Source organism: Bacillus nitratireducens (genome assembly GCF_001884135.1).
In the GTDB taxonomy this organism is placed as follows: domain Bacteria; phylum Bacillota; class Bacilli; order Bacillales; family Bacillaceae_G; genus Bacillus_A; species Bacillus_A nitratireducens.
This window is the reverse complement of sequence record NZ_MAOC01000019.1, coordinates 17142-39731: the sequence shown is the minus strand read 5'-3', so window position 1 is coordinate 39731 and position 22590 is coordinate 17142. Positions and strand designations below refer to the sequence as shown.

Annotated in this window: 24 protein-coding genes; 1 reads left to right on the top strand and 23 read right to left on the bottom strand. The window is 36.4% G+C overall.

The features are described from left to right. Window positions 1-219 precede the first annotated feature (219 nt). The 11 genes from dinG to BAU23_RS05045 all read right to left on the bottom strand — a co-directional run bounded on the left by dinG (window position 220) and on the right by BAU23_RS05045 (window position 11130). Window positions 220-3024 carry an ATP-dependent DNA helicase DinG gene (dinG, locus tag BAU23_RS05095; protein ID WP_000044920.1) on the bottom strand — a complete coding sequence of 935 codons (2805 nt, stop codon included), beginning with the start codon at window positions 3022-3024 and terminating at the stop codon, window positions 220-222. 128 nt (window positions 3025-3152) lie between these two features. After that, the gene (panD, locus tag BAU23_RS05090) at window positions 3153-3536 is read right to left on the bottom strand and encodes an aspartate 1-decarboxylase (protein ID WP_000490180.1); all 384 of its coding nucleotides are present in this window, start codon (window positions 3534-3536) and stop codon (window positions 3153-3155) included. Window positions 3537-3548: 12 nt separating this feature from the next. Further along, window positions 3549-4397 (bottom strand): pantoate--beta-alanine ligase, encoded by an 849-nt coding sequence (gene panC / locus BAU23_RS05085; protein WP_000692370.1) that lies wholly within the window; start codon window positions 4395-4397, stop codon window positions 3549-3551. After that, entirely contained in the window at window positions 4397-5233 is an 837-nt protein-coding gene (panB, locus tag BAU23_RS05080) for a 3-methyl-2-oxobutanoate hydroxymethyltransferase (protein WP_000853120.1), read from the bottom strand. The genes panC and panB overlap by 1 nt, the downstream gene beginning before the upstream one ends. Window positions 5234-5575: 342 nt before the next feature. Then, window positions 5576-6556, bottom strand: a complete 981-nt coding sequence (locus BAU23_RS05075) for a biotin--[acetyl-CoA-carboxylase] ligase (RefSeq protein ID WP_071733691.1) — start codon at window positions 6554-6556, stop codon at window positions 5576-5578. Continuing rightward, window positions 6541-7734, bottom strand: a complete 1194-nt coding sequence (locus BAU23_RS05070; protein ID WP_071733689.1) for a CCA tRNA nucleotidyltransferase — start codon at window positions 7732-7734, stop codon at window positions 6541-6543. Before BAU23_RS05070 ends, BAU23_RS05075 begins: the two co-directional genes overlap by 16 nt. After that, on the bottom strand, window positions 7721-8866 hold the full coding sequence (bshA, locus tag BAU23_RS05065) for an N-acetyl-alpha-D-glucosaminyl L-malate synthase BshA (RefSeq protein ID WP_001237358.1): 1146 nt from the start codon (window positions 8864-8866) through the stop codon (window positions 7721-7723). Before bshA ends, BAU23_RS05070 begins: the two co-directional genes overlap by 14 nt. Beyond that, a complete protein-coding gene (gene bshB1 / locus BAU23_RS05060) occupies window positions 8863-9567 on the bottom strand; it encodes a bacillithiol biosynthesis deacetylase BshB1 (protein WP_000015676.1) in 705 nt (234 codons plus the stop codon). Before bshB1 ends, bshA begins: the two co-directional genes overlap by 4 nt. Window positions 9568-9578: 11 nt before the next feature. After that, window positions 9579-9974 (bottom strand): methylglyoxal synthase, encoded by a 396-nt coding sequence (mgsA, locus tag BAU23_RS05055; protein WP_000684753.1) that lies wholly within the window; start codon window positions 9972-9974, stop codon window positions 9579-9581. A gap of 14 nt (window positions 9975-9988) precedes the next feature. Beyond that, window positions 9989-10789 (bottom strand): dihydrodipicolinate reductase, encoded by an 801-nt coding sequence (gene dapB / locus BAU23_RS05050; protein ID WP_000658792.1) that lies wholly within the window; start codon window positions 10787-10789, stop codon window positions 9989-9991. Continuing rightward, on the bottom strand, window positions 10789-11130 hold the full coding sequence (locus tag BAU23_RS05045) for a nucleotide pyrophosphohydrolase (RefSeq protein ID WP_000387646.1): 342 nt from the start codon (window positions 11128-11130) through the stop codon (window positions 10789-10791). Before BAU23_RS05045 ends, dapB begins: the two co-directional genes overlap by 1 nt. 503 nt (window positions 11131-11633) lie before the next feature. Here BAU23_RS05045 and BAU23_RS05035 point away from each other — a divergent pair. Then, a complete protein-coding gene (locus BAU23_RS05035; RefSeq protein ID WP_000646622.1) occupies window positions 11634-12515 on the top strand; it encodes a YitT family protein in 882 nt (293 codons plus the stop codon). A 28-nt stretch (window positions 12516-12543) separates the two neighbouring features. Here the strand turns inward: BAU23_RS05035 and BAU23_RS05030 are convergent, their stop codons facing one another. The 12 genes from BAU23_RS05030 to aroA all read right to left on the bottom strand — a co-directional run bounded on the left by BAU23_RS05030 (window position 12544) and on the right by aroA (window position 22438). Further along, the gene (locus tag BAU23_RS05030) at window positions 12544-13185 is read right to left on the bottom strand and encodes a uracil-DNA glycosylase (protein WP_083583299.1); all 642 of its coding nucleotides are present in this window, start codon (window positions 13183-13185) and stop codon (window positions 12544-12546) included. 141 nt (window positions 13186-13326) lie between these two features. Beyond that, the gene (locus tag BAU23_RS05025) at window positions 13327-14007 is read right to left on the bottom strand and encodes a zinc metallopeptidase (protein ID WP_000499538.1); all 681 of its coding nucleotides are present in this window, start codon (window positions 14005-14007) and stop codon (window positions 13327-13329) included. Window positions 14008-14112: 105 nt separating this feature from the next. Continuing rightward, window positions 14113-14898, bottom strand: coding sequence for a sporulation protein YpjB (ypjB, locus tag BAU23_RS05020; protein WP_000831607.1), 786 nt, complete (start codon window positions 14896-14898; stop codon window positions 14113-14115). A 107-nt stretch (window positions 14899-15005) separates the two neighbouring features. Then, a complete protein-coding gene (lit, locus tag BAU23_RS05015; RefSeq protein WP_000739732.1) occupies window positions 15006-15692 on the bottom strand; it encodes a lipoprotein intramolecular transacylase Lit in 687 nt (228 codons plus the stop codon). Between the two features lie 25 nt (window positions 15693-15717). Next, window positions 15718-16308 carry a lipoprotein heptaprenylglyceryl N-acetyltransferase LhaT gene (lhaT, locus tag BAU23_RS05010; protein WP_002100153.1) on the bottom strand — a complete coding sequence of 197 codons (591 nt, stop codon included), beginning with the start codon at window positions 16306-16308 and terminating at the stop codon, window positions 15718-15720. Window positions 16309-16429: 121 nt separating this feature from the next. Then, window positions 16430-17197, bottom strand: coding sequence for a menaquinol-cytochrome c reductase cytochrome b/c subunit (gene qcrC / locus BAU23_RS05005; RefSeq protein ID WP_000554603.1), 768 nt, complete (start codon window positions 17195-17197; stop codon window positions 16430-16432). A gap of 43 nt (window positions 17198-17240) precedes the next feature. Then, the gene (gene qcrB / locus BAU23_RS05000) at window positions 17241-17915 is read right to left on the bottom strand and encodes a menaquinol-cytochrome c reductase cytochrome b subunit (protein WP_000932700.1); all 675 of its coding nucleotides are present in this window, start codon (window positions 17913-17915) and stop codon (window positions 17241-17243) included. Continuing rightward, window positions 17916-18428: a menaquinol-cytochrome c reductase iron-sulfur subunit gene (gene qcrA / locus BAU23_RS04995; protein WP_001290424.1), complete on the bottom strand. Its 513-nt coding sequence runs from the start codon at window positions 18426-18428 to the stop codon at window positions 17916-17918. Between the two features lie 144 nt (window positions 18429-18572). Further along, complete coding sequence (locus BAU23_RS04990; protein ID WP_116733274.1) at window positions 18573-19046, bottom strand: YpiF family protein; 474 nt, start codon at window positions 19044-19046, stop codon at window positions 18573-18575. Between the two features lie 135 nt (window positions 19047-19181). After that, window positions 19182-19718 carry a ReoY family proteolytic degradation factor gene (locus BAU23_RS04985; protein ID WP_001095921.1) on the bottom strand — a complete coding sequence of 179 codons (537 nt, stop codon included), beginning with the start codon at window positions 19716-19718 and terminating at the stop codon, window positions 19182-19184. 73 nt (window positions 19719-19791) lie between these two features. Further along, the gene (locus tag BAU23_RS04980; RefSeq protein WP_001178813.1) at window positions 19792-21054 is read right to left on the bottom strand and encodes a tetratricopeptide repeat protein; all 1263 of its coding nucleotides are present in this window, start codon (window positions 21052-21054) and stop codon (window positions 19792-19794) included. Between the two features lie 109 nt (window positions 21055-21163). After that, window positions 21164-22438 (bottom strand): 3-phosphoshikimate 1-carboxyvinyltransferase, encoded by a 1275-nt coding sequence (gene aroA / locus BAU23_RS04975; RefSeq protein WP_016129025.1) that lies wholly within the window; start codon window positions 22436-22438, stop codon window positions 21164-21166. Between the last annotated feature and the right edge of the window lie 152 nt (window positions 22439-22590).

The following is a 22590-nucleotide window of genomic DNA, read 5'->3' as shown; positions in this document are numbered from 1 at the left end:
AATTATAGAAGAACGCAATGCGGTTACAATAAGAGTACATTCTTTACAACCCCTGCTTCATCACCCATCTATTATAGCAGGACATGTACAGCAAAAAAAGGTTTCAAGTCGAAAACCGATACATTTTGTATACAAGAAGTAAGAAAAATAAAATTCCTCCTACCCACATTTTTTACGCCTGAAGTTTAAATGTACTTCAGGCGTATTTTTATTCCAATTTTATTCATTTGGCCGTTCCTTTAATTGTTCTAACAATTCTTCTAGAGGACCTTCATAGAGCGGGACAGTTGGGATTGATTGTAAAAAACGTTTTCCATAAGAAGAGCTTGTCAAACGACGATCTAATACAAATACAGTTCCCGTATCTGTATTTGTTCTAATAAGACGACCAAATCCTTGTTTGAAACGCAAGATTGCTTGCGGGAGCGCCAACTTAGCGAATACGTCTTCTCCTTGATTTTTTAACCACTCTCCTTTTGCTTCCATCATCGGCTGATGAGGAGGGGTAAAAGGAAGACGGACAATGACAAGACAACTCAGGGCATCTCCAGGTATATCTATCCCTTCCCAAAAACTACTTGTTCCTAACAAAATCGATTTGTCGAACTCCTGGAATTTGCGGATTAGACGACTTCGGCTCTTATTATTCACACTTTGCGTTAATAATAAATATCCTTCTAATGTCTCATCATTTTTCAAATTCGTATACGCTTCTTTCAACATTTCATACGAAGTGAATAAAACGAGCATTCTACCTTTTGTAGCTTTCGCTATTTTCGCAATATGTGCCGATATAGACTCAATATATTCTTCATTACTTGCTTTCTTAATAAAAGGTACATCCGTTGAAACCATTAATTTCATTTGCTCTTCAAAACGGAATGGTGATGGAACCTTTAATGTATTGGGAGCAAAATCATGTAAACCTAGCTCCTCTTTTATATAGTCGAATGAATCATTAACTGTTAACGTTGCTGATGTGAAAATAACACTCTTTTTCTGTGTTAAAAATTCATCAGCAAATCTTTCACCAATATGAACAGGCTGCGCATATAAAACTGTTGAATGAATCGTTCCCTTCGTTTCAGTCTCCATCCATGTCACGTATGAATTCTTTTCTAAAATGAGTAATTGTAAAGATTGTGCCATCTTTCTCAACAACTCAATTAAATGCATAAATTCACCTGTAACGACATGCATCTCCCATTCTAATTTACTTTGCAATATATCAACTTGCTTCTCAAGTGTAGTCAATAATTTTCTTACATCATACACAAATCGATTTGTTAACTCGGTAATGCTATCCCATAACTTACCTGTCTCTACTTCCGTGTTATATCGATAAATGAGCGGCATATTGCTCATCCCTTGTTCCTGCTTTGTTTGTTTAAATACGAAAGTCCGTAACATTTGAAATAGTTCATCCGCATCAAATTTCAATTCCTTCAAACTATGACTCACCATACGGAAAGTCGAACGAGATGCTTGCTCTGATTTTTTCATCATTTTATATACTTTAGAAAGTACATCATCTGTTTCTAGCGTACCAAGACGAGATAAAGCTAATTGAAAATACATGCATGAGAACTGTTCACCTAATGTTCTACTCGCCGCTTCCTCGATATGATGAGCCTCATCAAAAATAATATGTTCACATGAAGCAAACAGTGGTTCTTCACTTGAAAAATCTTGAAATAATAAAGCATGATTTGTAATAACGATATCTGCAAATAACGCTTTATTCTTTGCTCTTTGATAAAAACAACGACTATACCAGTTGCTTTGCATCCCGCCTGGACTATGTACATCACTACAAATACGGTTCCAAAGTAACTTGCCGCCCTCAGGAATATTTAATTCATCACGATCGCCAGTTTCCGTTTGCAATAACCATACTAAAATTTTTGCCTTTGTGAGCGCCATATCATAATTTTTCTCTTCCTCTTGCAAAGCATATTCAAATTTGTGTAGACAAAGATAATGCTTTCTTCCTTTCAAAAGAGCTACTTCAAATGAAAATGACATTATTTTCTGCAATAACGGTATTTCTTTTTCTAGTATTTGTTGTTGCAGTTGTACAGTTTGTGTACTTATAATGACAGGTTCTTCTTTTTTCTTTGCAAAATAAATACTTGGAAGTAAATATGCAAGAGTCTTTCCGGTACCTGTTCCTGCTTCAATAAGTGAAAACCTAGAATCTCTTAGCGCTGTATATATTTCCTTCATCATAATCTGTTGGCTTTCTCTTTTTTGAAACTTTGGCATACTTAACTCAAGTTTATCCATTGTCTTATGTAAGAAAGCATCAAATTTAGATGGGTATGTTTCACTGAGACTTAAAGAATAATTCCGCTTTCGAAGCGCAATATTTCGATACACTTCAAACCCCTCTGCCCTTTCTTTACCATGCATCATTTTCTTTAAAATATTTTCAGAAAGCACATCAGCTATATCACTTTGGAAAACATCACTTAATTCATAAAGCGATTGCAACGTGACAAGCGGTAACTTTTCGATTTCATTTAAAAATTGTATAAACAATTCCGCTGTTGCAAGAGCATCACTATCCGCACGATGTGGTTGATCGTGCTCTAGTTCATGTTTCTTAGCTAAATCACGTAATTTATAACTATCAGCTGTCGGCAAAAGAATTTGCGCCAACTCAACTGTATCAACTTTTGGGCAATGTACTTCTGTATATCCAGCCTGCCTTAATTCTTCCGTTAAAAAATTCCAATCAAAGTGAACGTTATGTGCAACGAAAGCTGCACCTTGTAATAGCTCAACAATCATCGGGGCTACATCTTGAAATAACGGGGCTTGCTTAACCAAACTCTCATCAATCCCTGTTAATTCTGTAATAAATGGTGGAATCTCTCTCTTCGGATTAATAAAAGATGAAAAAATCTCTAATATCTCTCCATCTTCCACTACAACAGCCGCAATTTGGGTGATTTTATCCTTCCCATCCTTCCAGGAGTTCCCTGTCGTCTCTAAATCAACAACGACATAACGCTTACTCATATATGTAACACCTCAATTTCTTACCTATCAAACACAAAATTATATAATGTTACTATACCACGTTTTATCTCATCTTAATGAAAAGATGCACAAAAAAGCTATCTCCAGAATAGAGATAGCCTTCCTACTTATAATATCGTGCCCGCTTTTTCAGCACCTAACATTTCAATAATTTGATTATCATCGTCTAACACTGCAATTTTTGGCTCTTGTTTATGAACATTTTCTTCTGCCACTAAACCATAGCAAATAATAATAACTTTATCCCCTGGCTGTACAAGCCTTGCAGCTGCACCATTTAAACAAACAACACCACTACCGCGTTCTCCTTTAATAACATATGTCTCTAAGCGAGCACCATTATTGTTATTTACAATTTGTACTTTTTCATTTTCTACAATATTTACTGCATCCATTAAATCTTCATCAATTGTAATACTACCTACATAATTTAAATTTGCTTCTGTTACTGTTGCGCGATGTAACTTCGCTCTCATCATTGTGCGAAACATAGATGCTCCCCCTTATTTAGCCGTTAATGTTATATTGTCAATTAATCGTACATTCTCAAATTTAACTGCAATTGCTAAAATGATTCGTCCTTCAATTTTATCCATTACTTGTAGTGAAGGATATGCATATAAATCAGCATAATCTACAGTGCCTTTCGTATATGTCTCAATATACTCTTGTACAAGAGTTGTAATGATTTCTGAATTACGTTCGCCTGCCTCAATTTTTTCTTTCGCTATACATAGACTGCGGTATAAATGAGGAGCCTCTTCACGCTCTTCTTGTGATAAATACACATTACGAGAACTCTTCGCTAATCCGTCCTCTTCCCTTACAATATCCACTGGTACGATCGTAACTGGAATATTAAAATCAGCGACAAACCCTTCAATGACAGCGACTTGCTGTGCATCTTTCATACCGAAATAAGCACGTGTTGGCAATGTGATATTAAATAGTTTCATTAGTACAGTCGCAACACCAGCGAAATGACCAGGTCTTTGTTTGCCACATAATACGTCGGTACGCTTCACAACTTCTACTGTTGTCGTTTGTTCTGCTGGATACATCTCTTCTACACTCGGATAAAATAAATAATCAACACCATTTTCTTTTGCTACATTTTCGTCTCTATCAATATCACGTGGATATCGATCTAAATCTTCGTTCGGTCCAAACTGTAGTGGGTTTACAAATACACTTAAAACTACAATTTCATTTTCTTCCCTTGCCTTACGTAATAAAGTAGCATGCCCTTCGTGTAAATATCCCATCGTCGGGACAAAACCGATGCTTTTTCCACTTGTACGAAGTTCGTTTGTAATTTGTTGCATCTCTTGCACTGTAGTTATGATTTTCATTATTGTTTTCCTCCGTATAACGCTAAGCATTCTTCCTCTTTCATTGTGAATGAATGTTTTTCTTCAGGAAATTGCCCTGTCTTTACTTCAGTAACGTATTGCGAAATCCCTCGCACAATTTCCTCTTGAACAGACGTATATTGCTTCACAAATTTCGGAACACGATTTACGCCGTACGAAATAAGATCATGGTATACAAGAACTTGCCCATCTACTTTTTGTCCTGCTCCAATTCCAATTGTAGGAATTGTTATTTGCGCTGAAATAAGTTCTGCTAATTGCATTGGCACACACTCTAACACAAGTGCTATCGCACCAGCTTCTTCACATTTTTTTGCGTCTTCTATTAATTTTTTTGCACTTTCAGCATCTTTCCCCTGTACTTTATATCCACCTAGCACTCCTACAGATTGAGGAGTTAAGCCTAAATGCGCCACAACGGGGATGCCCGCATTCGTCAAGTAGTGAATAGTTGATATCACTTCTCCAGCACCTTCTACCTTTAATGCATGTGCACCACTCTCTTGAACAATGCGACGTGCATTAACCATCGTATCTTGCAATGAGATATGATACGACATGAATGGCATGTCAGTTACAATAAACGTCTCTTTCGCGCCGCGGCGTACAGCTTTCGTATGATGAATCATATCCTCTACTGTTACTGGAACTGTTGAATCATATCCAAGTACAACCATTCCTAGAGAATCACCAACTAAAATCATATCGACTTTAGCTTCTTCTGCTAATTTAGCAGACGGATAATCATACGCCGTTAGCATTGTAATCGGCTCACCTTGCTCTTTCATTTTCAAAAAATCTGTTTTTGTTTTCAAAAACTACTCCTCCTTTATGCAGGAGAGAGGAGATGGCCGAAATCATATAAAAAACCCCTCTGGCCATAAAAGGGCAGAAGGGTTGTGTGTTAGTCGGCATTATTCATCCCTCTGTCCCAGTCCGTTATTGGATCAAGGCAGAATCCAAAGTATTATTTTTTCATACTGCGTAAAATAATGGTGCAGTTCGCTTTGATACTGCCCATATTCGAACTAATTATAGCAAACTCTGAAAAGGAATTGCTACATTTTTTTGAAAAAATAATTTTCTATTCTAATTACGGTATGTGAAATTTACAAATGTCTAAATGACAAAAAGAAGCTCCAAAATAGGAACTTCTTTTACTTAATTTCTATATCCGCAGAATGAATGTGATGTACGTGTCCTTGATGATCCTCAAGCATCAATACACCATCTTCTGTAATCCCTTTTGCTAATCCATTAATCGTTTGCTTCATCGTTCGAGCCGTAATTTCTTTTCCGATACTTATTGCGTAACTTTCCCAAAGAATTTTTATAACAGAGAAACCATTTTTTAAATACTCTTCATACAATTTTTCTAATTGTAAAAAGATTTGTTGCATAAGTTCCGCACGAACAATTGGCTTCCCTGACTCAATGGCTAACGAAGTTGCAATGTGCTGAATTTCCTCATCAAAATGCTCTTGTTTTTGATTTGCATTAATACCTATCCCCATAATTACAGCATTAATTTTATCAGGATCAGCTTGCATCTCCGTTAATATACCGACAGCTTTTTTACCTTGAATTAAAATGTCGTTTGGCCATTTAATCCCTACATCCACACCCGTACATTTTTCAATTGCTTGCGCCACGCTAACAGCTGCTAATAAAGTAAGCTGTGGTGCATGATGAACTGGAATAGATGGACGCAATATAATACTCATCCAAATTCCAGTCCCTTTTGGTGAATGCCATTTTCTACTTAAACGCCCTCTACCTGCTGTTTGTTCTTCTGCAACGACGATTGTTCCTTCTTCTGCCCCTTCATAAGCAAGCCTTGCTGCAATATGCTGAGTAGATTCAACTGATTCTTCAAAATAAACCGTTCTACCTATACGCTCTGTTTGTAATCCTAATTGAATTTCATTAGCAGTTACCTTATCTGGTTTACTAGCAATTCGATAACCTAAGCGGCGTACAGCTTCGAGTTCATATCCTTCATTACGAAGATCCTCCATATGCTTCCATACAGCAGTTCTAGAACAACCAAGTTTATCACTAAGTGTTTGACCAGATACAAATTCACCATCTGCTTCAGAAAAAACTTGCAATAAATGCTTTCTTATAGTAGATTGCATTTTTCTAGCCACTCCCTTATATTCTCTTTCTTATTGACTAAATCTCCTTGTACGATTGCTTCTTCAATGTTTTGAAGTATTTCGGCAACCCACGGACCTGGCTTTTTATCTGCCCAGCTTAATAAATCATTACCAGTCACATTCATTTCTTGACGATTTTTTATCGGCAATGCATGAAATAATGATTGTACTTGCTTAACAGACGCGCTATTATAACTTTCTATTATCGCTTCATATACTCTTTCCGCCATTTCAGCGATGTGAATTCCAGTTTTATAAAGAAGGACTGTATCCCATTCCTTCTCCTTTCTAGAACGAATTGCTAATAAAACCGCTACAATATCCTTAATCTTTTTATTCGAGAACTTCCATTGACGTAAAAAAACAGATGGATGCTCTTCTCCGATACAATATAAGAAAAATGCCCACGCCTCAATGTCTGTTTCAAAAGAATCCCATTTATACTGCGTAGCTTTCAAGAGTCTTTCTTCTGACATTTGTAAATATGGCAGATGAGAAAATAGCTTCGTTTCTACCAATTCTTGAAGCCCTTTCACACAATACGTACCCGTCAATAACTTTTCGAACTCAACTGTAATTCTTTCAATCGCTATATGTTCGAGCAAATGCCCATACGTTTCAATTGCTTGTTTCGTCTTTGTTTCTAAAGAGAAACCTAACGTACTTACGAACCGAATACCACGCATCATTCGCAGTGCATCTTCTTGAAAACGGTCTGCAGCATCTCCAACCGTTGTAATTTCCTTCAGACGAATCGCTTCTTGCCCAGCAAATAAATCAATCATTTCGCCTTCCTCTGTCATTGCAATTGCATTCATCGTGAAATCACGTCGTTTTAAATCCTCTTCTAATGAACGGACAAATTGAACACTACTAGGTCTCCGAAAATCTTCATATTCGCTTTCTGTTCGAAAAGTAGTTACCTCATACGGTTCACCATTTTCTACAACAATTACAGTTCCATGCTCAAGACCAACCGGAACATTTCTTGGGAAAATAGCCATTACTTCTTCTGGTAAAGCAGATGTTGCGATATCAATATCTCCAATCGTTCTATCGATAATAAGATCGCGTACACTTCCACCAACGAAGTAAGCCTCATATCCGTGCTGTTTTAATATCTCAATAATTGAACTAGCTTTTTTAAATCTTTTCATTCTTGTCATCCCTTAGTATGTCATAATAAATCGCCTCATACTGTGAAACGATTTTTTCCGAACGAAACTGCTCATATACAGATTTCATCGCCCGCTCCCCCATATTACGGTGAAGTTCTTCATTTTCTAGTAGTTGAATTGCTTGCTTAGCTATTCCATCTGTATCTCCAACTTCACATATGTATCCTGTTTCACCATGTTGAATGACCTCTGGAATGCCCCCAACCCTCGTTCCGATACTAGGCACACCACACGCCATCGCTTCTAATATAACGAGACCAAAACTTTCCTTTTCTGATAAAAGCAGCATTAAATCACTCATCGCAAGAAGCTCTGCAACATTATCTTGCTTTCCTAGGAATAAGACACGTTCCTCAATATGTAAACTTTTCACCAATTGTAAAATAGTACAGAACTCTGGTCCATCCCCAACAAGAAGCAATTTCGCATCTACTCCCTTTACAATTTTGGCAAATGACTGCACAACATCCTGTACACGCTTAACCTTTCGGAAATTTGAAATATGAATCAACACTTTTTCATTTTCTCGTATACCATATTCTTTTTTTAATTGAGACATATCACGTTTGAAATACACACGTTCGTCTACAAAATTGTATACCGTCTCAATTTCTTTATCTGGTTTTACAAGTTCATTCGTTTCTTCAATTAACGAATGTGACACAGCAGTAACTACATCAGATTGTTCAATACCAAAGCGAATTAAATTATTTAACGAAGGGTCGGAACCTAACACAGTAATATCTGTTCCATGTAAGGTTGTAACAATTTTAATACGCTCTCCAATCATTTGTTTTGCTAAATATGCACAAATAGCATGAGGGATTGCATAATGCACATGTAAAATATCAAGATTTTCTCTTTGAGCAACCTCAGCCATTTTACTTGCTAACGCTAAATCGTAAGGTGGATATTGAAATACTGAATATTGATTTACTGCTACTTCGTGAAAGTAAATGTTTGGATATACTTTATTTAACCGGAATGGTACACCCGATGTAATAAAATGAATTTCATGCCCACGTTCCGCCAATTGCTTTCCTAATTCCGTTCCAACAACACCAGAACCACCTACAGAAGGATAACATGTAATACCTATTTTCAATCTCATTTACATCCCCCTATTAAATCAGCATGTAATAAAACCGGTTTCTTACTCATAAATCCTTCGGCATACATCACTCCAACTTCTTTCCCAAACATCTTCTCACGAGCAATTACTGTTTCAACGTAACCTTCAGTTAATGGCGTCTTAATACCATCACTTCCTGTTGAAAACTGACTTTCATACGCTTCTAACGCCTCCACCTTTTTAGAAAGGTATTCACTAATATCTATACAAAAATTCGGTTTATGAAAACCATTAATCATATAATTATAAAAAGACTCTACACGGTGCGGTGAAATCTCAGGCATATATTTACGAATTCCCGCTGAAAAGATAGCTTCTTCCACAAGTTTCGCGCAATTAGCATGGTCTGGATGACGATCTTCGTAATATGGTGCGAAAATTAGCGTTGGTTTATATGTACGAATAACCTTTACAATTTCACGTATATATTCTTCTTTCATATACAAACCACGGTCTGGCATTGCTAAATTAATCCTCGTTTTTACTCCCATAATACGAGCTGCAGCCTTTGCTTCTTCTTTTCTTAGTTCTACCGTTCCATTTGAAGAAAGATCAGCTTCTGTTAAATCGCAAATGCCTACTTCATATCCTTGCTTCGTATACTTTGCAATGGTACCTGCCATGCCGATTTCAACATCATCGGCATGAGCACCAAACGCTAATATATGTAATCCACTCATAATTGTTCCCCTCATTTTCTTAACTTTCGGTAATCTAAATCTCCCCGCTCTAATGCATGCATTAGCATTTCAGCACTTGCCATATTCGTTGCTAGCGGGATGGCATATACATCACATAAACGAAGTAACGCATTGACATCAGGTTCATGCGGCTGCGCTGTTAGTGGATCCCGGAAAAAAATCACCATATCCATCTCATTTTTTGCAATCATAGCACCAATTTCTTGGTCGCCACCAAGAGGACCAGATTGATATCTTGTTACAACTAAACCAGTTGCCTCCATAATACGAAGGCCAGTCGTTCCTGTTGCAAAAAGTTCATGTTTTTCAAAGATTGGTTTATATGCGTACGCAAACGAAACCATATCATCTTTCTTTTTGTCATGTGCGATTAAGGCAATTTTCATCCGTTGTCTCCCCTTTAGTCGATAATATTTTCTAAACCGTACACAAGATGATCAAGGTTCATTACTGTTTCAATTGATAGTTTTACACCTGACATAAATGATGCACGATTGAATGAATCATGACGAACTGTTAACATTTGTCCATCTCCACCGAACATGACTTCTTGGTGTGCAATAAGCCCTGGTAGACGTACGCTATGAATGTGAATACCGTCTACATTTGCACCACGTGCTCCTTCTAATTGTTCTGTTTCATTAGGGTGTCCTTGCTCTTTTGGTACACGATTTTGACGGATTAATTCTACTGTTTTTACAGCCGTACCTGATGGTGCGTCTAATTTTTGGTCATGGTGTAATTCAATTACTTCAACATCTTGGAAGTACTTCGCTGCCATTTGTGAAAATTTCATCATAAGAACTGCACCAATTGCAAAGTTTGGAGCGATAATTGTTCCTACTTCTTTTTCTTTTGCATTTTCTGTTAATTGCTTTAGTTCTTCTTCAGTAAATCCAGTTGTACCAATAACAGATCGAAGTCCACGTTCAACTGCAAGTGTCACGTGTTTCTTTCCAATTTCTGGTGTTGTTAAATCTAACAATACATCTGCTTCTACTTCATCTAAACAAGTATGTAAATCCGCGTAAATAGGTGCATCTAGCGCTGGCATTCCAGGTAAATCAGAAATTTTTTCTCCGCCATGCTTATAATCAATTGCTGCTACTAAATTGAAATGCGCTGTTCTTTCCATTAGAAGGACTGCTTCATGTCCCATACGCCCTCTTGGTCCAGCGATAATTACTTTAATTTCTTTCATTATTCTTTCTCTCCCTCATCAATACGTGTCCAGCGATCTTTATCACGTGTATTAAATTTTTCCATTACAATGTTATGCGCTGTTTCTAAATCAATATTTAAACTATTTGCCATACAAATCATAACAAATAATACATCTCCAAGCTCTTCTTCAATACTGCGTTCTATCTCAGTCGTTTTCTTCGGTTTCTCACCATAATAATGATTAACCTCTCTTGCAAGCTCTCCCATTTCTTCCGTTAAACGAGCCATCATTGCAAGCGGACTAAAATAACCTTCTTTAAATTGACCGATATATGCATCTACTTCCTTCTGCATATCTTTCATCGTTTTTGCTTCCATACTAGTCACCTCTTATTCCTTCCTCTTTCATGTTAGCCAATTCATCGCGATTTGACAAATATTATTCTCTCATATCCCTATTTACGACTCTTTTTTGGATAGACTATAATAAAGTGAAACTTCTTTTGCGTGATTTTTGCAAAAGATTAGTTGAACCAATCGGGCTCTTACGGCTGGTTCGACCTTTCTTCACTGTTTTACCCTCTACCAGCCGTTAGAGCGGGGTAAAGTGAGACTTCTTTTGCGTGATTTTTGCAAAAGATTAGTTGAACCAATCGGGTTCCTACGGCTGGTTCGACCTTTTCTTCTTCGCTTTCCCCTCTACCAGCCGTTGGGACGGGGTAAAGTGAAACTTCTTTTGCGGTTTTTTGCAAAAGATTAACCTGAACCAATCGGGTTCCTATGATATTCACTATTTTTATTAGCAGCTAGAAATAACTTATTATGTTTTGCCGTTTTAAGCGGAGCAATTCCAATCATTGCATAACTAGGGGGATTTCTATATGAAAGCAAACTTGAAGATTCGAAATATCATTTTTATTTTAATCGGTTCCGCTATTTTTTCCTTCGGTATTGTGAATATCAATATTGAAAACCATCTTGCAGAAGGTGGGTTTACCGGTATTACGCTATTATTATATTTTCTATTTTCGCTTGACCCTTCCTATACAAACTTAATTTTAAATATCCCTATATTTTTTATTGGTTGGAAGTTACTCGGCCGAACAACATTTTTATATACATTAATCGGTACATTTAGCGTATCTTTATTCCTATGGATTTTCCAGCGCTACGAAGTACTCAACTTACATTTAAACTTGCAAAATGATATGACACTGGCTGCTTTATTCGCAGGGGCATTTATCGGTATAGGACTTGGAATTATATTTAAATATGGCGGGACTACTGGTGGCGTTGATATTATCGCAAGATTAGCCCACAAATATGTTGGCTGGAGTATGGGAAAAACGATGTTTATGTTTGATGCGGTCGTTATTATTGTCTCTATTCTTACATATTTATCATACCGCGAGGGCATGTATACGTTAGTTGCTGTTTTTATCGGGGCTAAAGTTATTGATTTTATGCAAGAAGGAGCTTATGCAGCAAAAGGAGCAACTATTATTTCTGATAAAAACGATGAAATTGCTGCAAAAATTTTATCAGAAATGGAGCGCGGAGCTACCTTTTTAAAAGCAGTTGGATCCTATACAAAAGTTGAACGAAATGTACTATATTGTGTCGTTGCAAAAAACGAAATCGTGAAATTAAAAAATATCATTACTTCTGTAGACCCTCACGCCTTTGTTGCTGTAAGTGATGTACATGATGTCGTTGGCGAAGGATTTACACTAGATGAAAATAAAAATCCGTTACATAATTAAATTCAACTAGAAAAGCTCTTTGGCTTTTCTAGTTTTTTATTATACATCTTTTAAGTTTCTCCAAATCCTCATAAATAAGCTCCAATAAACTCCGATTATAAAAAATTGAAGCTGGATGAAAGGTCGGAAAAATATAATATTCTTTTTCTGTCCATATAAATTCTGTACCGCTACTATCTTTCAATTGCTGCACGGATTGCTTTAACAATTCACCATGAACACTCGTAATTTTATTATTTTTGCCAACTAAACGCTGCAGTGCAATATTACCAAGTGTCACAATAACAGGCGGATGTATAAGTTCCAACTCATAGTCTAACAAAGGTGCATGGGCAAGTATTTCTCCTTGATTTGGTGTTCTATTGTACTTCTTCTGTATTATTTCGCCATTTCGTTCCCTTTTCTCTCTCCATTTATAAGGTCTACTCCGAACCGCACTCGTAATATATACCTCTTCCCTTGTAACGTGAATACGTTCTAAAAACTCCATTAAATGTTTTCCGGCTCTCCCGCTAAACGGGATACCGTTATGAATTTCCGTTTCACCAGGCGCTTCTCCAACAAGCATTAATTTCGGATTTCTAGGACCCTGTCCACTTAAAAAACCTTCTAATTGGTATGTAGCACTTCGCTCCCTCACTTGTTTAACTAAATGTTCTGGATATTCTATGTCTGTCACCTTCTTTCAACATTCCATACTTATCTTTTTTAACTAGTTCTATACCCCATATTATTTCTATTATTTCCATTTGTAACATGTTATAAGATTCATTCCACGAAACAAAAAAAAGACTATCATAATTGATAGTCTTTAATCGTCGCTACGCTGCATACCAGTATAAATTAATACAAGGCGTAATAATTCAAATACTGCTACAGCAGCTGCTGCTACATATGTTAATGCTGCCGCATTTAATACTTTACGAGCTTGACCGTACTCATCTGTCGATACGATACCAAGTGCTTCAATTTGTTGCATTGCACGTTTTGATGCATCAAATTCAACTGGTAATGTAACAAGTTGGAAAATAACACCTGCTGCCATTAAAATAATTCCTAGTAACAACAAACCAGACATTTGTGCAAATACACCAATTAGTACAAAAACCCATGACATGTTTGAACCAAAATTAGCAACTGGCACTAACGAATGGCGTACACGCATGAAGTTATAATCTTTCGCATCTTGAATTGCATGTCCTACTTCGTGTGCTGCTACAGCTGTACCAGCAACTGAATGTCCATAATAGTTATCTGTTGATAATCGAACTGTTTTTGCAGTTGGATCGTAATGGTCCGATAAATGACCCGGCGTTTCTTCTACAGCTACATTGTACAATCCATTTTCATCCAAAATTTTCCGAGCAACTTCCGCTCCCGTCATACCTGAAGTTGAATAAACTTGTGAATACTTGCTATAGGCACTACGTACTTTTGACTGTGCATACAACGGTATGATCAAAATGATCGCGAAGTAAATTAAATAAAACATCATAAACCTCCATTGAAGTTTTAATTATAGTACTTCTCATTCTATTTTTTTCTTACACCATTGTCAATAAATAAACCTTACAATCCGTATCTTTATTTATACACATTATCTATCTTTAGACTGCAAGTTACTTCTCCGTTTCTCTCTGTCGCCTTTATACTTTCTCCATCCAACATACGTTAAAGTGAAAAAAATAAGTCCTCCAGTAATGGTCATAAACCAAATGAGAGAGGGAGCAATCTCATCTTTTTTTACTGTATGAAATATTTTTTGCAAATCACCTTTAATAATCCCTAGTTGCATTTGTCCACCTTTCGTTTTTAACATAACGTTACGAAATTCATCCAAATAAGATAAATGTGCATTTACACGCTGCGCTTCGTTTTCTGGCAGGGCAATCATTAAACTCGGATAAATAATATTAAATTCATTTAAAAATGTATTTAGCGTCTGTTGGAACTGTCCATCATCTTCTTTTTTCATCGCTTTTTCTACTTGAGAAAAAGCATCCATTATCTTTCTTTCTCTTTCCATCCAAAGTGGCTGATATTTGGATACTTGTGCATCAACAGCAAGTTGTAACGCTAACATATTATCAACTTTAACTTGCTTATCTAAATCTTTCGCGAGAGATTGTTTCGCCGTATCGTATGCTAAAGAAATGACTCTAATTTGTCCCGGAGTTACTTTTAAATTATTTTCATTTTCCTTTGATAGAAACTGCTCTGAGAAATGGTACAGTACTTGTATTGCCTTCTCATCTTCATTTTTCTTTACTAACTGTAAAGAGTCGTCTAGCAATCCAGTTAGTTCACTCCACTCTTCAGCATATATACGTACTGGAAACATTATAATTAGAAATGCTATCAGTCCAATTAATGTTCTCTTCATCCCGGTCCCCCCTATAACTACTAGTACAAAATATGTGGAGTTGGACAAGAATAGAACAGAACAAAATCAAAAAATATATTATCTCTATGAAAACAAAAAAATTCTCTTTAAACAGAGAATTTTTTCTTTGAAACCCTTTTCTTTTTCACTAAATATTTATACACACCGTAACAAAGTATACTTCCACTTAAAATCAATAATAAAATAATACATGCAGCATGCATAAAGAATTCTTCCGGTAACATTAAAATAATCGGATCTGTTTCAATATCAAACATCCAATAATCATTGCTAAATAAAAGCTTATGAAATAATACGAAACTCTTTTCAAAATCAATGGCAATCGGTAACGTAAGAGCTATCGGAAAAAGAATTGTAAGAATCGCTCCGTGGAGTAAAAACTTTTCTTTTTTCTTTTTTAGTAAATACGTTCCTCCTAATAAAGCAATTACAATCGTTCCATACATTATATATTGAATCTTTACTAAAATATTTTTAACATCCACAAAATGAATGCGACCATTTGTAGACATGTCTAATGTCGGCAATTGTAATGCACCTTCATAAAACGGAGATAAATATGTAATAAGCACATCATAGTTTCTTTTAATTTCATCTTTCGTCATATCCGCTAAGTCTGGAATATTTAAGAAATCAATTTCAAAATAATACAGCCATTTTCCATATACAACTACCATTGTCGCGAGAGCGAAAATAGAAAATGCTATGCTATATGAAACAACTAAAGTAATCAATCGATCCAATATGTTTATACCACTCTTATTTTTCTTCATTTTCTCCCCCTAAATGTCCTCACCATCATAAAGAAAACTGTTTTCGGTTCTCACGTAAGCAATAATAATATGTGATACACAGTACAGCAATACTTAGCCAAAACGTGAAATAACCAATTTTCTCTACAAACAAATGCATAATTCCGTATCTCGGCATTTGCCAAAATAAATAATCAATTGCATCATTATGTAACGTCCATATGCCAGCTACAATGAAATGCCATTTTTTTATCCGATAAAACGGAGCATATAACACTCCCTGCACCGCCATTGCAAAATGAGATAACATTAACATATATCCCATAAGACCAATAGGGCCTTTTACATAAATCATAACCCCATTTACAACAACAGCCCAAATACCATATTTTATTAAAGTAACTATCGCTAACGCCTCTATTAATCCCCAGTTCTTCTTTATCAAAAAAGCAATTAGAACAAAGACAAAAAAGAGACTCGCCATAGGACTATCTGGTACAAACGGCCAAAATATAGGTGAGGTTTCTTTTAATTGATTTCCATACCATATGAATCCGTAAATTGTACCTAATATGTTAACAACCAATAAAAATAATAGTACCGAACGTTGCCTTAACATTGCATACAAGTAAACCAAGCTTCATGTCCAACACCTTTCAAACAAAGTAATTCTTTCATCGAACTCTACTCTATTATATAGCAAACTTTCCGTCATCAAAATAAAAAGCTGACTACAGATTTTGTAGTCAGCTTTTCGATTATTTTTTATTATACTTTGCAACGAATTCCGAAAGCTTTTTCAGTTCCTCATCTGTACCTTTAAATACCCCTTTAGGCATTGAACCTTTTCCCTCTTTCGCAATTTTAGCGATTTCTTCTGGTTTTAAAGTTAAGTTTTGCAGTGCCGGTGCTGCCGCCCCGCCCTGTAAATTGTCACCATGACATGTTAAACAAGTATTTTTTTGCATTAACTTGTAGCCGTCGTCATTTTTATCAACTGGTGCTGTTTTTACAATTGCTCCTTGTTTTTTTGCAGCTTCCCAGTCGTGGTGTGCTACAGATTCCCAAGTTAAAAAGATAATTGATGCAATTGCTAAAAGCATAAATCCAGTTGCCACAGGCCGTTTCAACGGGCGTCTTTCTGGGCCTCGGTCAAGAAATGGAGCTAACAGTAATGCTCCAAACGCAATCCCAGGCATGATAAATGCTCCAATTACAGTAAATGAGCCTGAAGCATACGAATACTTTAATAACTGATACAAGAATAAGAAATACCAATCTGGAAGTGGTATATATCCTGCATCTGTTGGATCCGCCATTCTCTCAAGCGGTGACGGATGCGCCACTGTTAAACATAAATAACCGATTAAAAAAACTGCACCAACCATCCATTCTTTTAACAAGAAATTCGGCCAAAACGCTTCTGTTTTCCCTGGATATTCCGAATAATCTTTTGGAATATTTGGTTTCCGAGCTACTGGTACTCGAGAATCTCCTACAAACTTCATCCCTTTGCCGCGATGCATAATCTCCCTCCTTTTGTTCTTTCCCCTTTAATTTAGCAATCTCTTATAGCGGACCGGAAATACCTTGTTTGCGAATCATGATGAAGTGGAAGGCCATTAAACCTAGAAGTGCTGCTGGTAAGAAGAAGACGTGAATAGCAAAGAAGCGAGTTAATGTTTGAGCGCCAACAATTTCGGAATGACCAGCGAGTAATGTTTTAATATAAGGACCAATGAGCGGCGTTTGCTCTGCGATTTGAATCCCTACTTTCGTAGCAAATAACGCTTTCATATCCCATGGTAATAAATATCCGGTAAAACCAAGACCTAACATAACAAAGAAAATAAGAACACCAACAATCCAGTTTAACTCACGAGGCTTTTTATACGCACCTTGGAAGAAAACTCTGAGTGTATGTAAAAACATCATTACAATTACGAGACTAGCGCCCCAGTGGTGCATACCACGAACAATTTGTCCATATGCAACTTCATTTTGTAAATAGTAAACCGATTCCCAAGCATTTTTAATATCAGGCACATAATACATCGTTAAAAACATTCCAGACAAAATTTGAATTACGGTAACGAAAAAGGTAAGTCCCCCAAAGCAATAGACGAATGCAGAAAAGTGATGCGCCGGGTTAACATGCTCAGGTACTTCATGATCAGCGATATCACGCCATATCGGTGTAATATCTAAACGTTCATCCACCCAATCATAAATTTTATTTAACATCTACTTTGCACCCCCTCTTGGCTTTGCTTTTCCTAAATAAAGTGTTCCATCTTTTACTTTGGATTCGTATACATCAAGCGGAGCAAGAGGCGGTGTGCCTTTAATGTTCACCCCATCTTTTGTGTAACGTCCCCCGTGACATGGGCAAAAGAATTGATTAGGATGGGCTTTGTCCGAATTCCAGTTCACTGTACAACCTAAATGTTTACACACTGGAGAAAATGCAACGATGTCTCCGCTTTCATCTTTATGCACCCAGGCAGATTTTGGCTCTTCAGACTTGTACCATCCGTCAACCTGCTTCACCTTAAAATCGAAGCGCTTCGGTTCTGTTGTAACATCCTTTACTTGTGCAACAGCAACCATATCTGTTCCCGCTTCTTTTCTTAACACCGGATCAAGCGCAAACCGCGTCATCGGCATTAAAATACCCGCTGCCATAAAGCCTCCTACCCCTGTAAGTGTGTAATTTAAAAATTGTCTTCTTGACACACGATGTTCTTTCTCGCTCACGAAAATTTCCCCCCTCTATCAGAAATTGTCCCCTCGTGAAAATATTATATAAAAAATAAAAACTAGGACACTATCATGATATAATACCCTCTTGTATAGGTCAATATCATACTACTCATAATAATAAGAACTTTCTGTTTATTATTATTTTACCCATCTTTCTTCCAACATTACCATAATATTTTTTATGTGGACACGAATAACCTCTCTTTTCGCCTGGTCACTAAATTGCTCTAATGATAACGATGGAAACCAAAATAAATCCCCCTGCAACTCTTGCATATCTTCTTTCCATGAAAAATCACTTGTCACATAGGCAATATGCTTAAAACCTTGTCTTTGCAAATGATTTGTCCATTCTTGCAAACGATCTTTTTCGTTCTTTTGGCTCTCTACTAAATACGTAAATGCGGGCAGTAAAAGTACTCTTCCTTTATACTCCCTTTCCAGCTCCATACTCAAAGCCTCAATAAATTCACCTTGTTCTACAACCATTTTCATTTCTTTTGCTGTCGAAATAGACAAAAGGGGTATAATCCCTGTATCTACATACTCTCTTGCTTGCTCAAACTGTTCCACATCTTTTACAATCCATTTCAAATTTCTCCCCTCCCTCATTCAAAATAACAGAACTTTCACTTTATATATATTAAACCATACTAAAAGAGGTAAAAAAAGAAAAACTACCTATTTATTAGGTAGTTTTTCTTAAAAAGACCGAAATTTGTAAAGATTTAATAATTAAAATGAATTCTATAACGTTTTTAACTCTGCTGTTAACTTATGAAACGCTTCCTTATCTTGCTTATCCAAGGCTTCATCAATTTGTTTCAAAAGACGATCTCTTCTAAATGAGAATACACTTTCTTCTAAAAATCGTTCTGCAAGCAATCGATCTTTTTCATTCACTTCAATGTGCTTTGGCAAATATGGGTTTTCTTCTAATACAGCTACATAATTTGCATTTTGGAACGATGACTTAAAATTAAGTTGAATATAAATATCCTCATCTCGATTCAAACGAATATCATGAAACGACTTTTCTGCATCTGTTGTCATTACATTTTGTTTGAAAAAGTGAAACGGTGTGTCTTTCACACAATTCGCTGACATCACTAAGCCACGTGGACAATATTTTGCATGTTCTACGAAGTGGACTTTATGCATTAATTGATCGTGACTCATTAAATAATTCAAAATCCATACACATTCACGCTGTTTCAGTTGGTAATTATTCAAAAACCATTTTACAAAGTCCTTCTTCTCGTTTACAGAAACAGGGGTATTCATAGCGATTAAGTCCCTCCTCTGTCTTTCTCTTTTCTTTTTAGATTCAAGAAGCGGCATTCAGTTTCCTTCCAACTTACGAAAAATCCTCTAAATTATATAACAATTCTTCAATATGAATTTGTGTCGGGTCTAGTTGTATTAACTGAGTAAATACTTCTTTCGCCTCTTTTCGCATTCCTTCTTCCAATAAGAAATAACCGTACTCTTCCAAGAAATCTGGATGATTCTTAAAAGAAGTATATGCACTTTCATAGTGTTTTAATGCATCAGAATACATTTCTAATTGTTTTTTTGCAAATGCAAGATCCCAAAGTAGTTGTGTATCTGGTTCTCCACTGTCAATTGTACGCTCCACAACTGCAATTAGCTCTTCATATTTCTCTTGTTCTTTTAAGATATACGCATATTTTAATGTCGCACCTAAATGTCCCGGATCTAGCTCAAGCGCCTTTTGAAGCACTTCTTCAGCCTCCGTTATTTTACCTAATTTCGCTGAAATGTTCGCTAATTCTACATAAAAAGGAACCGAAAGCTCATCAACCTTAATTCCTTCGTGAAGTGTTTCATAGCTTTCTTGAAGCATACCTTCTTTTTCATAGCTTTTCGCTAAATACATGTATAAAGAAGCGTACTCAGGATCTAATTCTTTTAATTCTTGCCAAGCACCAATTGCTCTTTGATATTCTTCCCCTTGATATAAAGTGAAAGCATATCCAAATAACGAGTGAATATCTTTTTGCTCCTCTAGCCCAGCTTCATAGTAAGAGATCGCCTCTTCCCAGTTTCCAATCGCACTTAAAGTTTCTGCTAGACGAAGAGCAATGACAACACCACCCATAACTTTATGTTCTGCTAGTAACGATTCATAATAAGTAATCGCCTTCTGCTCTTCACCTTTACTACTATATAATTCTGCTAACCCAAACGTAATAACAGGTTCGTCTGGCATCATTTCTTTTGCCTTTAATAGTTTTTGTTCAGCTACATCATCAAAACCTTGCATTTGGAATAAATCCGCAACAAGTAATAGCGATTGAACATATAAATCATCATTTTCTGGAATATCATGAAGTACTTCGATCGCTTCATCTTCTTTATCTAAATCAATATATAATTCTGCTAAAAATAGCGTAAACTCACTTTCTTCCGGATATAGCAAGCGTAAATCATCTATAATTGCTAACGCCTCATCCATAAACCCAAGTGTATGATAGTAACGAGCAATATCATACTTCTCTTCATCATTAGCAACTCGTAGTTGTTCTTTTAATAATTGTAATCCTTTTTCTGCTTCACCGTTTTCAATATAAGAAACAGCTTGTTCGAAATTTTGCATAAACGTCTCCTTTAATTCAAAAAAATATTTCTCTTCTGTTCATTTATCATAAGCAACTAAATGTAAGAACGCAACCTTTTGGATGAACTGTCTCTTCCTATGCTTTCTCTTATAGCGCAGCTAATTGTTCAAAAAAGTTCGGATACGATACAGCGACCGCATCACTATTCTCTATTTTCACTTCTCCATCTATAATACAAGATGCGATTGCTAGCATCATCCCAATACGATGATCGCCGTGACTATTAACGGTATTTCCTTTTAAATTTTGTTTACCGTATATAATCATACCATCTGGTGTAGCTTCAATTTTCGCACCTAATTTTCCTAACTCATCCACAACAGTATCGATACGATTTGTTTCTTTTACTTTTAACTCCTCAGCGTCTTTGATAACGGTAATTCCCTCTGCCTGTGTTGCCAATAAAGCAATTACAGGAATTTCATCAATTAATCTCGGAATAAGCGATCCGCCAATCTCTATTCCTTTTAGTTTCGATGTTTCAATCGTAATATCCCCGCACGGTTCAAACTCTTCATTTCTCATATTATCGATAGAAATAAGTGCACCCATCTTTGTTAAAACATCTAAAATCCCTGTTCGCGTTGGATTTAAACCGACATTTTCCAATACAAGCTTACTATTTTGAACAATTGCACCAGCTACTAAGAAAAATGCAGCTGAAGAAACATCCCCTGGAACTTCTATGTCTGCTCCTTTCAGTTGTTGACCACCTTGTAATGACACGGTACGTTCATTAACATCTACTGTACACCCAAATGCACGTAACATCCTTTCTGTATGATCACGAGACTGCATAGGCTCTGTTACTGTAGTTACACCTTCTCCTTGCAAACCTGCAAGTAAAACTGCTGATTTCACTTGTGCACTTGCTACTGGTGAATGATAATGCATACCTTTCACCTTTCCACCACGAATAGATAAAGGTGTATATTGTCCATTTTCTCTACCGTCGATTTGAGCGTTCATCATACTAAGCGGTTCTGTAACACGTTTCATAGGACGATTTCCAATTGATGTATCACCGATTATCGTACTATGGAACGGCGTATTAGCTAAAATCCCAAGCATAAGACGAATAGTCGTCCCTGAATTCCCCACATCTAATACTTCTTTCGGTTCTTGTAAATTATGTAATCCTTTACCGTAAATCTTGACATCGTTACCACTCTGTTCAATCTTGACACCTAGTTTTTGAAAACATGCAATTGTACTTAAACAATCTTCTCCTAATAAAAAATTTGATACCTTCGTCGTCCCTTCTGCTATCGCCCCAAACATAACAGAGCGATGCGAAATAGATTTATCTCCTGGAACAACAATTTTCCCATTCAAACTATTTTTTCGTCCTACTAGTTTCAAACTGTATCCTCCTCACATTTTAAATAAGTTATATGTACAATAGTTCTTCTTATACGTCTACTTCTATTGTAACGTTTTCTTTCTTGAACGTGCAAACAACTCCCCTTATTGCAGCTCAAATGAAAAAGACTCCTGTAATAGGAGCCTTCACT

What these genes read in the sequence shown, in the direction of transcription:
- dapB (WP_000658792.1), bottom strand. Translation starts at nt 10,789, where the DNA reads ATGAAAGAAATTAAAGTAATTATCGCTGGACCAAGAGGGCGTATGGGA.
- panC (WP_000692370.1), bottom strand. Translation starts at nt 4,397, where the DNA reads ATGAAAATCATAACTACAGTGCAAGAGATGCAACAAATTACAAACGAA.
- panD (WP_000490180.1), bottom strand. Translation starts at nt 3,536, where the DNA reads ATGTTTCGCACAATGATGAGAGCGAAGTTACATCGCGCAACAGTAACA.
- mgsA (WP_000684753.1), bottom strand. Translation starts at nt 9,974, where the DNA reads ATGAAAATTGCCTTAATCGCACATGACAAAAAGAAAGATGATATGGTT.
- BAU23_RS05045 (WP_000387646.1), bottom strand. Translation starts at nt 11,130, where the DNA reads ATGGAAGCAAAAACGATGAAAGATATGCAGAAGGAAGTAGATGCATAT.
- ypjB (WP_000831607.1), bottom strand. Translation starts at nt 14,898, where the DNA reads ATGAAGAGAACATTAATTGGACTGATAGCATTTCTAATTATAATGTTT.
- BAU23_RS05075 (WP_071733691.1), bottom strand. Translation starts at nt 6,556, where the DNA reads ATGCAATCTACTATAAGAAAGCATTTATTGCAAGTTTTTTCTGAAGCA.
- BAU23_RS04980 (WP_001178813.1), bottom strand. Translation starts at nt 21,054, where the DNA reads ATGCAAAATTTCGAACAAGCTGTTTCTTATATTGAAAACGGTGAAGCA.
- BAU23_RS05070 (WP_071733689.1), bottom strand. Translation starts at nt 7,734, where the DNA reads ATGAAAAGATTTAAAAAAGCTAGTTCAATTATTGAGATATTAAAACAG.
- BAU23_RS04985 (WP_001095921.1), bottom strand. Translation starts at nt 19,718, where the DNA reads ATGAATACCCCTGTTTCTGTAAACGAGAAGAAGGACTTTGTAAAATGG.
- BAU23_RS05025 (WP_000499538.1), bottom strand. Translation starts at nt 14,007, where the DNA reads ATGTTTTATTTAATTTACTTCGCGATCATTTTGATCATACCGTTGTAT.
- lit (WP_000739732.1), bottom strand. Translation starts at nt 15,692, where the DNA reads ATGAAGAAAAATAAGAGTGGTATAAACATATTGGATCGATTGATTACT.
- BAU23_RS04990 (WP_116733274.1), bottom strand. Translation starts at nt 19,046, where the DNA reads ATGAGGGAGGGGAGAAATTTGAAATGGATTGTAAAAGATGTGGAACAG.
- BAU23_RS05035 (WP_000646622.1), top strand. Translation starts at nt 11,634, where the DNA reads ATGAAAGCAAACTTGAAGATTCGAAATATCATTTTTATTTTAATCGGT.
- dinG (WP_000044920.1), bottom strand. Translation starts at nt 3,024, where the DNA reads ATGAGTAAGCGTTATGTCGTTGTTGATTTAGAGACGACAGGGAACTCC.
- bshA (WP_001237358.1), bottom strand. Translation starts at nt 8,866, where the DNA reads ATGAGATTGAAAATAGGTATTACATGTTATCCTTCTGTAGGTGGTTCT.
- bshB1 (WP_000015676.1), bottom strand. Translation starts at nt 9,567, where the DNA reads ATGAGTGGATTACATATATTAGCGTTTGGTGCTCATGCCGATGATGTT.
- qcrB (WP_000932700.1), bottom strand. Translation starts at nt 17,915, where the DNA reads ATGTTAAATAAAATTTATGATTGGGTGGATGAACGTTTAGATATTACA.
- qcrC (WP_000554603.1), bottom strand. Translation starts at nt 17,197, where the DNA reads ATGCATCGCGGCAAAGGGATGAAGTTTGTAGGAGATTCTCGAGTACCA.